Below are 11,359 nucleotides of genomic sequence, written 5' to 3'. Positions count from 1 at the left end.
AGCCGAGTGGTTTTTAGAAGTCGATGACAATAAATTAGTATTTACCTTAGCTACAAAACTGGCTTCAATATTCTCAGGAAGCTGTTTTGCAAAATGCAATATCAAATTATTTTCTTTCTTCGTATCAATGATATCAATCGTATCGTTAGCCGATACCAAAGTTCCTTTATCGCCTACTTGTCCGCCACCTTCAGGATAAAAAGGTGTATTATCTAAAACGATTTGGTACAAAATTCCATCTTTTTTAGAATCTACTTTTCGGATACGAGTGATTTTTACGTCGTTTTCGGTTTGGTCATAACCCACGAATGTTTCCACATTACCCGGAATCAAAACTTTCCAATCTTCCGCAGAAACTTCAGAAGCCGCACGCGAACGATCTTTCTGTGCTTTCATTGACGTATCAAATTCGGATTCGTTAAACGACATTCCTTTTTCTTTCAAAATCAAGGCTGTTAAATCTTTCGGAAAACCAAAAGTATCGTATAACTCGAATGCTTTTTCACCAGAAACTTCGTTACCTTTTGTTTTGGTAACTACATTATCCAACAATTGTAAACCTTGGTCTAAAGTTCTAAGGAATGAAGCTTCTTCTTCTCGGATTACATTCGTAACCAATTGCTGTTGTGATTTAATTTCTGGGAAAAATTCACCCATTTGGTCTGCCAAAACTTCTACCAACTTGTTGATAAAAGGTTCTTTTGTATTCAAAAAGGTAAAGCCATAACGAATCGCGCGACGCAAAATTCTCCGGATTACATAACCAGCTCCAGTATTTGATGGTAATTGCCCGTCAGCAATAGCAAACGCTACAGCACGAACGTGATCTACGATTACACGGATGGCAATGTTGGTTTTATTTTGAGTTTCAGATATATTTTTGACTTCGTTTGAAGTATATTTCAAACCTGTAATTTGTTCCACTTTTTCTATAATCGGCATAAAAACATCTGTGTCATAATTAGAAGTTTTGCCTTGTAACGCCATACACAAACGCTCAAAGCCCATTCCGGTATCTACGTGTTGCGCTGGTAATTTTTCGAGTGAACCATCCGCTTTACGGTTGAATTCCATGAAAACGTTGTTCCAAATTTCAACTACTTGCGGATGATCGTTGTTTACCAAACTCTTTCCCGAAACTTTTGCTTTTTCTTCTTCGGTACGTAAATCAACATGTATTTCGGAACACGGACCACACGGACCTTGATCGCCCATTTCCCAGAAGTTGTCTTTTTTATTACCTAGAATAATTCGGTCTTCATTGATTAAGGTTTTCCAAATATCCCACGCTTCTTGGTCAAACGGTACATTTTCATCTGGATTTCCTTCAAACACTGAAACATACAAGTTTTCTTTTGGTATTTTATACACTTCGGTTAGTAATTCCCAAGCCCAATTGATAGCGTCTTTTTTAAAATAATCACCAAATGACCAATTGCCTAACATTTCAAACATGGTATGATGATAAGTATCAAAACCTACATCTTCTAAATCGTTGTGCTTTCCTGAAACGCGTAGACATTTTTGCGTATCGGCTATTCTAGGACATTTTGGAGTTCCGTTGCCTAAGAAAAATTCTTTGAATTGTGCCATGCCCGAGTTGTTAAACATTAGGGTTGGATCATCTTTAAGAACGATAGGAGCAGAAGGAACAATTAAGTGCCCTTTTGATTCGAAGAATTGTAAAAATTGTTTACGAATGTCTTGTGATTTCATTTTTATGTTGATTCGGTTAACTGGTAATTTGGTTATTTGTTGATTTGATTGTTTTTTGGATTCAAATAACCAAATCCACGAATAACCAAATCCACTTCCTAAAATAAATTTAGGGATTAACAGAAACATTTGTTAAATTTGTTCCTATAACCATTGTTTTTAAAACTCCCACAAAAATAGTATAAAATAAAAAATGGCGAAGAAAGTAAAGTATTATTTCGATACTGAAAGTTTGGCTTACCGAAAAATAAATCCAAAACTCTCTAAAAAGCTAGGATATATAGGTTTGTTTTTACTTGCTTCCGGGCTTTTTGGTTTTTTATGTTTTGTGGCTTTATTGAATTCTTCCTATTTAGAAACTCCAAAAGACCGATTGCAGGCACGTGAAATTGAAACAATGAAATTGCGTTATGCGATTTTAAATAAAAAAATGGATGAAGTTGCCGATGTCTTGGCCGATGTAGCTGATAGAGATAATAATATTTACCGAGCTTATTTCAATACGGCTCCAATTCCGAATGAACAGCGCAAAGCAGGTTTTGGTGGAGTAAACCGATACAAAGAGTTAGAAGGATTTAACAATTCGGAATTGGTTATCAAAACTTCAAAACGCGTTGATGTTATTTCGAAAGAGTTGGCCATTCAATCAAAATCATTGGATGAAATTTTGAAACTGGCTAAAGAAAAAAACAAATTACTTTCTGCAATACCAGCCATTCAACCAGTTAAAAATGAGCAATTAAAGCGCATTGCTTCCGGTTTTGGATATAGAAGTGATCCGTTTACCAAAGTGAGAAAAATGCATGAAGGCATGGATTTTACGGCGAGTACAGGAATACCAATTTTTGCCACTGGTGATGGTATTGTAGCACGTGCCGACAATACCGCTTCTGGTTATGGAAATCACATTGTCTTGCGACATGGTTTTGGGTATGAAACATTATACGGTCATTTGAGTAAATACAAATGTAGAGTCGGGCAAAAAGTGAAACGTGGTGATGTAATTGGTTACGTGGGAAGTACAGGAAGAAGTGAAGCGCCACATTTACACTATGAAGTGCATAAATATGGTAAAGTGGTTAACCCAATAAATTTTTATTACGGAAATATTTCGGCAGCAGAGTATACTGCCATTTCAAAATTAGCTAATCAAGAAAATCAATCACTAGACTAATGCATATAGAACTAAATCCAGACAAAAGATATTATAGCATTGGAGAAGTTTCCAAAGCTTTTAATGTAAACACATCGCTAATCCGGTTTTGGGACAAAGAATTCGACATTCTAAAACCAAAGAAAAATGCCAAAGGCAACCGAATGTTCACTCCAGAAGATGTGAAAAATTTACTACTGATATATCATTTAGTAAAAGAACGTGGATTTACGCTTGATGGTGCTAAAACTCATTTGAAAGAAGGGCAAAAGAAAACGCTTGACAAGTTTGAAATTATTAGCAAATTAGAAACTGTCAAAGCACAATTATTAAACATTAAAAATCAACTTTAATCTTGATTTTTGTAACAAACAAATCGTTTTAAAAACTAATAGCAAACATTAAATTAAACAAACATGGAATTTAAAAAATTTTTACCTTGGATTATTGCAGTAGTTGTAATTTTTGGAATTTACAGCTGGGTTAAAGGAATTAATAATACAGCCGTTGGTTACGAACAAACTATCAACGAAGCTTGGGGTAATGTAAACACTTCTTACCAAAGAAGAAATGACTTAATTGGAAACTTAGTAAACACAGTTAAAGGTGCTGCTGATTTTGAAAAAAGCACTTTGACTGCTGTTATCGAAGCTAGAGCAAAAGCAACTTCAGTAACTGTAGACCCAACAAACATTACACCAGAACAATTGGCTGCATTTAATTCAGCACAATCAGGAGTTTCTTCTTCGTTATCAAAATTATTAGTTTCTGTAGAACGTTATCCTGATTTGAAAGCCAATCAGAACTTCATGAAATTACAAGATGAATTAGCTAGCACAGAAAATCAAATTTTAACGGCAAGAACTCGTTTTAATGAAGCTGTTAAACCATATAATACTCACATCAAAACTTTTCCAAACTCCATTTTTGCAGGTATGTTTGGCTTCAAAGAAAAAGCCTATTTCCAAGCGGTTGAAGGTGCAGAGAAACCTGTTGAAGTAAAATTCTAATTGAGCACCATGTCTAAAGTAGAAGATTTTTTAACCAAAGAAGAAGAACAAGAAATTGTTTCTGCTATTGGCATAGCCGAAAAAAATACTTCTGGTGAAATTAGAGTGCATATAGAAAAGGAAACCTCCATCGCCCCACTTGACAGAGCGATGGAGGTTTTTCGTAAACTCCAAATGGAGAATACCCAAGAACGTAATGGTGTCATTATTTATGTTGCCATAAAAAGCAAACAATTTGCGATTTATGGCGATAAAGGAATTAATGAAAAAGTACCTGCTGATTTTTGGGACACAACAAAAGACACTATCATTTCTCATTTCAAAAATGGAAATTTCAAACAAGGCTTAATTGATGGTATACTTAAAGCTGGGGAACAATTGAAAACCCATTTTCCTTATCAGGATAATGATACAAACGAACTTTCCAACGAAATATCAATAGGATAATCTATGAAAATTACGAATTACGAATTACTAGTTACGAATTACGTAGGCTCTTTAAAAATCCTATTTTTAGCGTTTACCTTGTTTAGTATTTTGCCAACTTTTGCTCAATATACTATTCCCGAAATTCCAAAACTACAAACCTCGGTATATGATTATGCCAATCTTTTAAGTGCTAATGAAAAAACACAATTAGAAGAAAAACTTATCCGTTATTCAGATTCAACAACAACACAAATTGTAGTTGTAACAATTGAAAGTTTAAAAGGCGAAGATGTTAGTCTTCTTGCAACAAAATGGGGACAAACATGGGGAATTGGAGGTTCGGCAAAAGAGGATAATGGCGTTATTATTCTTTTATCAAAAGCTGAAAGAAAAATTGCTATTAATCCAGGTTATGGTCTTGAAGATAGATTAACTGCTGGAATTGGCGGCGAAATTATTAGAAACATTATTATCCCTGAATTTAAGGCTGGTAGTTATTATAAAGGTTTAGATAAAGGTGCCGATGCTTTATTTGATGTATTCAAAGGCAAATATAAAGGCGAACGAAAGAAAAATAAAAAAGGAGATGATATTCCAATTATTCCGATCTTAATTATCCTATTTATTATTATAATTATTATTGCCAAAAACAAAAATAATGGTGGAAATTCTGGCGGCAGAAGTGGCGGAATGGATTTAGCCGATATTATTTTGTTGAGTAGTCTTGGACGCGGAGGATTTGGTGGTGGTTCAGGTTCTAGCTCAGGTGGAGGATTTGGCAGTGGAGGATTTGGTGGAGGTTTTGGTGGTGGCGGATTTTCTGGTGGCGGATCTAGTGGTGGATGGTAATTATTTCTTTATAAAACAAAAAGCTCGATCAAATTGACCGAGCTTTTTTTATTACTTCTCTCTGATATAAATATCAATTGGGACTCCCGAAAAATCCCAGTGTTCACGAATTTTATTTTCAAGAAAACGCTTATACGCTTCCTGAACATATTGAGGCAAATTGGCAAAGAACACAAACTGTGGTGTTGGTGTTGGCAACTGCATGCAATATTTAATCTTTACATATTTTCCTTTTAAAGCTGGCGGTGGATAGGCTTCAATCAATTTCAACATAAAATCGTTGAATTTTGAAGTTTGGATACGTTGCTTTCTGTTTTCAAAAACCTGAACCGTAGTTTCCAATGCTTTTAACAAACGTTGTTTGGTTAAGGCTGATACAAACAAAATAGGCACATCAGTAAAAGGTTTTAATTCTTCACGAATTTTGGCTTCGTAATCACGGGTTGACATGGTGTCTTTCTCTATCAAATCCCATTTGTTTACCAAAATTACAACGCCCTTTCGATTCTTTTCGGCAAGCCAAAAAATACTCTGATCCTGTCCTTCAAATCCACGGGTAGCATCAATCAACAAAATAATCACATCCGAATGTTCAATCGCACGAACAGAACGCATCACTGAATAAAATTCTAAATCTTCCTTTACTTTGGCTTTTCTACGAATTCCGGCTGTGTCAACTAAATTGAATTCAAATCCGAAACGATTGTATTTAGTATCAATAGAATCTCGAGTTGTTCCAGCAATATCGGTAACTACAAATCGGTCTTCTCCAATTAAGGCATTAATAAAAGATGACTTTCCAGCATTAGGACGACCAACTACACAAAACCGTGGCAAAGCAGCTTCTTCTTCGGTTACTTCAGGTAATTCGGGTAATACTTTTACTAATTCGTCTAACAATTCGCCTGTTCCACTTCCACTAATACTGGCAATGGTAAAGTATTCACCTAAACCTAAATTATAAAACTCGACAGCATCTTTTTCACGCATCGCATTATCTACTTTGTTTACGGCTAACAATATTGGCTTAGTTACTTTTCTTAGCAATTTGGCAACCTCAGCATCCATTGGCGTAATGCCTTCTTCTACATCAACCACAAAAATAATCGCATCTGCTTCATCAATGGCCAATTCTACCTGACGCCGAATTTCACCTTCAAAAACATCATCCGAACCTTTTATATAACCACCAGTATCAATTACAGAAAACTCTTTTCCATTCCACTCACTTTTTCCGTAATTTCTATCACGAGTAACACCACTAACCGAGTCAACAATAGCTTCTCTTCTCTTGATTAACCGGTTAAAAAAAGTAGATTTCCCTACATTTGGTCTTCCTACTATGGCTACAATATTGTTCATGCGTTATTTTAATTTGGTGCAAAGGTAATTTAATTAAGTTGAAAGTCAAGGGATAACTGAAAAGGGACAAGGGATAAGATTTTTACTTTTGCCTTATCCTTTATCCCTCTTGAAGTGCTTTTTACTTCTGATTATATCCAAAACGGCGTAACTGAAATGCATTACTCCTCCAATCCTTATTTACCTTTACATACAATTCGATATGGATTTGTTTACCAAAAAACTTTTCTAAATCTTCACGAGATTGCATACCGACTTTTTTTAAAGCGCCTCCTTTGTGACCGATGATGATCCCTTTTTGAGTGTCGCGTTCGACCATAATAACTGAACGAATCCGAATGATTTTTTCATCCTCTAGAAACTCTTCCGTTTCAATTTCTACAGCATAGGGTATTTCTTTATCATAATTCAAAAGAATTTTTTCACGGATGGTTTCATTAACAAAGAAACGTTCCGGTTTATCGGTCAAGGCATCTTTCGGATAATACGCCGGCGATACAGGAATCAATTCCAATATTCGGGCAAAAACCTCCTTTACATTAAAGTTTTCTAAAGCCGAAATTGGGTAAATCTCCGCATTCGGAACTTTTTCTTTCCATAAGGCTATTTGTTCTTCTAATTGTTCCTGATTGGATTTGTCAATCTTATTCAGTAGCAGTAAAACCGGAATCTTAGCGTGAATTATTTTGTTGAAAAAGTCTTCATCTTTCAGTTCCTTCTCTCCTATTTCTACCATATATATCAACACATCTGCATCTTCAAATGCCGACTTTACAAAGTCCATCATCGATTTTTGCATTTCGTAAGCCGGTTTGATGATTCCTGGAGTATCTGATAAGATAACCTGAAAGTCATCCCCATTTACAATACCTAAAATCCTGTGACGAGTGGTTTGTGCTTTAGAGGTAATTATAGACAAACGCTCGCCAACGAATGCATTCATTAATGTTGATTTTCCAACGTTTGGATTACCAATAATATTTACAAAACCTGCCTTGTGCTCCATTTCAATTAGAATAAAAAAACCGAAAACTCAATAAGCGTTTTCGGTTTTTAGTTTATTTAGTAGCAAGTATTACTACAATATCTATCCACCGCTTAGTAAATGACCTGTTATTAATCTCCCGATTTTATTATTATATCAAAGGGAAATATATTTCGCTGCAAAAGTAGTTAATTAATATTTAATCGATTTTCTTATTGTTTGAATACGGATTTTTAAATATAAACCCGATAATCTTCTCTTAACTAATGTTGAAACAACTTGAATTTAAATTTAATTCAACAATTGTTAAATAATATATATATTTGGAGCGGAGTTTTTTGAAAATAAGTGTTTAATATAAATTCTCTTTGACTCTTTCAAAGAAAATGTTTTTAGTAGATGCTAATAATTTTATTTATGTTAAAATATTTAAAATACAAATTGGGAATAATCCGAAAAGCCAATTAAATACAGAAGTAGGAGTCAAACTAAAAATATATAATATGAAAAAATTATTATTAATTTTCTTTTTCTCATTTTCTTTAGTCAATGCTCAAGAAAAGATGAAAATAAATGAAACTACAAAAAAATATGAATTGAGTTACGAATTAGATTTTTCAGGAAAAAAAATGAATAATCTATTCAGTGATGTTAATGAATGGCTTGCTATTAATTATAATGTAGAAGGTTCAGGTTTAAAGTTTTCGGATGAAAAAAAAGGGAAAATAATTTTTAATGGAGCAATGGTAAGAAAAGCTTTTGTAGGGGATTCTGTCATAACTTTCACTATGACTTTTCTTTTTAATGGCAGTAAAATAAGCTGTAATGTTACAAATTTTGTAATTGAGCATAGAAATGGCAATACACAAATGAGAGGTAGGACATATGAATACGAAAGAAAGGACTTAATGGGAATGAAAAAAATATTCAAATTCACTGAAGAAGGAATTGACACAGATATCAGTAATTTGACTAAAGCACTTAATAAATAATAATTTTATTTTAGTTACTAATTAAAGCTATAGAATTCTATAGCTTTTTTTATGATTTTCCAATTACTAGAATTTATATGCAATAAAAAAGCCACTCATTGCTGAATGGCTTACTTAGTAGCGGGAACAGGACTCGAACCTGTGACCTTCGGGTTATGAGCCCGACGAGCTGCCTACTGCTCTATCCCGCGATGTTCGAGTGCAAATATACAACGAAAAACTTATAAGTCAAGAAAAAAAATAAAAAGTTATTACTAGGTTGACCTCCAGAACTTCAACTTAACCTCTCACTTGCTTATCCATTCTAAAAATTAATTTTCAAGCGACTGCTAAAATATATAAAGTAAAGAACTACTTTTGCACGGCCTAAGGCCAAAAAGTCGACTTGCACTAATTAAAATTAAAAACCCTAATCGGTTATATTCTAGCAAAATGAATACAAAAAAAATTATCGAATACAGAGCGTTACTTGGTGTAACCAAAACAGCTACTTTGAAAGAGCTAAAAACAATTTACAGAAACTGTATGAAAGATATTCATCCGGATACAATTCAAGATGACACGGAACGTTTGGCAGCAGAAGAGAAAAGTGCGGAAATTATTGCGGCTTATCATTTTTTAGTAAGTATAGCGCCGGAAACTTTGGAAAAAGACAAAGCGGAATATACTCGAATTACAACAAGTATAAACATAGCCGATTTCTACTATGAAAAAGGAGTACTCTATATTACTTTCCTAGATGGAAGTTCATTTGAATATTTTGGCGTTTTAAGACCTATCTATATCAAAATGGTTAATGCTGAATCGCCAAGTCGCTTCGCCAGAAGGCATATTTACAATGACTATATTTATAGGAGCGCTTCAAAACTGGTAGCTGCTGAATAAACATTTTTTAAAATAAATTTAAAACAAAAAAGGCCTTGATTTCTCAAGACCTTTCAACCTAACAAAATTTAAATTATAACAACTAAACAAAATTTTATTCATCAGCAGCAAAAGCTGAGTTCTTATCGGTATAAACTTTTAAAGTTGTAGCAACCCCTTGCTCGTTTACCATCGTCATATTTAAGGCGTCCAATTTCGACAAGTTTTTAGAAACTAATCCGTTGAACATATTATACGAAATATTCATTTCTTTTAATTTTTCTAATTTTTCTAAATCAAAAGGAACCTGACCATCCATTTTGTTTTCGAACAAACTCAATGTTTCTAATGAAGAAAGATTTGAAACTTCTTTATCCAATTTCCCACTAAGTTTATTACTGTTTAACAATAATACTTTCAACGTTTTTAATTGATAGTATGACATCGGTATTTTACCATCTATTTCATTATTGAATAAAGACAGTGTTTCCAAGTTTGATAAGTTCCCAATACCTTCAGGCAATTGACCTGTTAATCTGTTCATATGTAACTCAATTGATTTCAATTGGGTATCATTGCCTAAAGATTCCGGTAAAGAACCTGAAACTTGATTAAATGCAATATTCAGTTTCGTTAAACTTTTCAAATTACCAATTGTTTCTGGCAAAACACCAATTATATTATTTCTAAAAAGATTTAAAACTTGTAGTGAAGTTAAATCACCTATTTCTTTTGGCAGTTCTCCATTAAGGTTATTGTTAACTAATTTAATAGACACTACTTTATCATTCTCAATTTCAACACCATACCATGTAGATGCCGGTTTTTTTAAATCCCATTTGTTAATCCATTGGGATCCTTTGGTAGCTTTGTTAAATTTAACTAAAGCATTTTTTTCTGTTAAAGATATTTCAGCAAAACTAGAAGCCGAAACTAATAGAAGTGTTACGTAGGTAAATATAGTTTTCATATCATTTGTAATTTGAGGTTTGTGACAAGGCAAAATTATAAGTAATGTCGTTTAAAAACAAATATTATCGACGAAATGCATTTTTTACTTGTTATTTTACAAATATTTCTTACTAATATATAAACTATTCCAGTTAAACTTTAAAAAATTGGTCAAAAATGGTATAAAAATATTTTTATACATTTGATTTACTAACCAATTAAAATAAACATTATGCCATTTAATTTTTACGCTGTTTTAGTCTCAGCACTTGTGACTCTTGTAGTTGGATTTGTTTGGTACAGTCCAAAAGTTTTCGGAACTATTTGGATGAATGAAACCGGAATGTCTGAAGAAAAAGCAAAACAATCTAACATGTTGAAAGTTTTCGGATTGACTATCCTATTTTCTTTTATGTTGGCCTTCATCATACCCACTATTGTAATACATCAAATGGGAGCTTTAGGCTTATTTAATGGGAAAGTCACTGATTCCGTCTATGTTGAATTAATGAAAACTCATGGTGATGTTTTCAGAACTTTTAAGCATGGTGCTTTGCATGGCTTTTTTGCAGGCTTATTTATTGCTTTCCCAATAAGTGCTATTAACGCCTTATTCGAACAAAAATCTTGGAAATACATTCTTATAACTGCCGGTTATTGGATTGTTTCCATGACCATAATGGGCGCAATCATCTGCGGCTGGAAATAGTTTAACATTTTTTTATACCCAAATCGCTCTACATTTGTAGGGCGATTTTTTTTACTTATTGGAAACAACAACATATCAAATTTATTCTACTATTGCACAACTTCCCAAAAAATGGGATGAAGTGGCGCATGAAAATGCTTTTTTACAAACATCCTATTTAAAAGTTTTAGAAGAATCGGCACCTATAAACATGCAGTGTTTTTATGTTGGTATTTTTGAAAAGAACTCACTTATTGGAGTTGCACTAGCACAATACCTTGATTTGAATAAGTTAGAATCATTTGGAGAAAGAGATCAATGTATCAAAACTTTTATTCGGAATTTTATTTTCAAAAATTT

Annotated in this window: 12 protein-coding genes, 1 tRNA gene and 1 pseudogene; 9 read left to right on the top strand and 5 right to left on the bottom strand. The window is 33.4% G+C overall.

Going from position 1 to position 11,359, the window contains the following annotated elements; translation table 11 throughout:
• Nucleotides 1-1,716: alanine--tRNA ligase (gene alaS / locus ACOYLP_RS07525; RefSeq protein ID WP_422855565.1), on the bottom strand; the 1,716-nt coding region annotated here is incomplete at its 3' end.
• 193 nt (nucleotides 1,717-1,909) lie between these two features.
• On the opposite strand from alaS, the gene ACOYLP_RS07520 reads away from it, so the two are divergent.
• From ACOYLP_RS07520 to ACOYLP_RS07500, 5 genes are all read left to right on the top strand, one after another.
• Nucleotides 1,910-2,890, top strand: a complete 981-nt coding sequence (locus tag ACOYLP_RS07520; protein ID WP_422855564.1) for a peptidoglycan DD-metalloendopeptidase family protein — start codon at nucleotides 1,910-1,912, stop codon at nucleotides 2,888-2,890.
• Entirely contained in the window at nucleotides 2,890-3,222 is a 333-nt protein-coding gene (locus ACOYLP_RS07515) for a MerR family transcriptional regulator (protein WP_422855563.1), read from the top strand. Before ACOYLP_RS07520 ends, ACOYLP_RS07515 begins: the two co-directional genes overlap by 1 nt.
• 63 nt (nucleotides 3,223-3,285) lie before the next feature.
• Entirely contained in the window at nucleotides 3,286-3,879 is a 594-nt protein-coding gene (locus tag ACOYLP_RS07510; RefSeq protein ID WP_422855562.1) for a LemA family protein, read from the top strand.
• Between the two features lie 9 nt (nucleotides 3,880-3,888).
• Nucleotides 3,889-4,326: a TPM domain-containing protein gene (locus ACOYLP_RS07505; RefSeq protein ID WP_422855561.1), complete on the top strand. Its 438-nt coding sequence runs from the start codon at nucleotides 3,889-3,891 to the stop codon at nucleotides 4,324-4,326.
• A gap of 3 nt (nucleotides 4,327-4,329) precedes the next feature.
• The gene (locus ACOYLP_RS07500; protein WP_422855560.1) at nucleotides 4,330-5,157 is read left to right on the top strand and encodes a TPM domain-containing protein; all 828 of its coding nucleotides are present in this window, start codon (nucleotides 4,330-4,332) and stop codon (nucleotides 5,155-5,157) included.
• Between the two features lie 51 nt (nucleotides 5,158-5,208).
• Here the strand turns inward: ACOYLP_RS07500 and der are convergent, their stop codons facing one another.
• Entirely contained in the window at nucleotides 5,209-6,519 is a 1,311-nt protein-coding gene (gene der / locus ACOYLP_RS07495) for a ribosome biogenesis GTPase Der (protein ID WP_422855559.1), read from the bottom strand.
• Between the two features lie 121 nt (nucleotides 6,520-6,640).
• Complete coding sequence (gene era / locus ACOYLP_RS07490) at nucleotides 6,641-7,525, bottom strand: GTPase Era (protein WP_396140173.1); 885 nt, start codon at nucleotides 7,523-7,525, stop codon at nucleotides 6,641-6,643.
• A 482-nt stretch (nucleotides 7,526-8,007) separates the two neighbouring features.
• Between era and ACOYLP_RS07485 the strand changes: the two genes are divergently transcribed.
• Nucleotides 8,008-8,496, top strand: coding sequence for a DUF4468 domain-containing protein (locus tag ACOYLP_RS07485; RefSeq protein WP_422855558.1), 489 nt, complete (start codon nucleotides 8,008-8,010; stop codon nucleotides 8,494-8,496).
• Nucleotides 8,497-8,614: 118 nt separating this feature from the next.
• Here ACOYLP_RS07485 and ACOYLP_RS07480 read toward each other — a convergent pair.
• A tRNA-Met gene (locus ACOYLP_RS07480) sits at nucleotides 8,615-8,687 on the bottom strand.
• 241 nt (nucleotides 8,688-8,928) lie between these two features.
• Between ACOYLP_RS07480 and ACOYLP_RS07475 the strand changes: the two genes are divergently transcribed.
• A complete protein-coding gene (locus tag ACOYLP_RS07475; protein WP_422855557.1) occupies nucleotides 8,929-9,381 on the top strand; it encodes a KTSC domain-containing protein in 453 nt (150 codons plus the stop codon).
• 94 nt (nucleotides 9,382-9,475) lie between these two features.
• Here the strand turns inward: ACOYLP_RS07475 and ACOYLP_RS07470 are convergent, their stop codons facing one another.
• Nucleotides 9,476-10,330, bottom strand: coding sequence for a leucine-rich repeat domain-containing protein (locus tag ACOYLP_RS07470; RefSeq protein ID WP_422855556.1), 855 nt, complete (start codon nucleotides 10,328-10,330; stop codon nucleotides 9,476-9,478).
• 213 nt (nucleotides 10,331-10,543) lie between these two features.
• Here ACOYLP_RS07470 and ACOYLP_RS07465 point away from each other — a divergent pair, with 213 nt between their 5' ends.
• Both ACOYLP_RS07465 and ACOYLP_RS07460 read left to right on the top strand, forming a co-directional pair.
• Nucleotides 10,544-11,020, top strand: coding sequence for a DUF1761 domain-containing protein (locus tag ACOYLP_RS07465; RefSeq protein WP_422855555.1), 477 nt, complete (start codon nucleotides 10,544-10,546; stop codon nucleotides 11,018-11,020).
• A gap of 58 nt (nucleotides 11,021-11,078) precedes the next feature.
• Nucleotides 11,079-11,359 (top strand): annotated as a pseudogene (locus ACOYLP_RS07460) (8-amino-7-oxononanoate synthase); the annotation flags it as partial.

The sequence above is a fragment of the Flavobacterium sp. genome (genome assembly GCF_049318325.1).
GTDB lineage: Bacteria > Bacteroidota > Bacteroidia > Flavobacteriales > Flavobacteriaceae > Flavobacterium.
The sequence above is the reverse complement of the archived record's forward strand: the minus strand, read 5'-3'. Positions and strand labels throughout refer to the sequence as shown.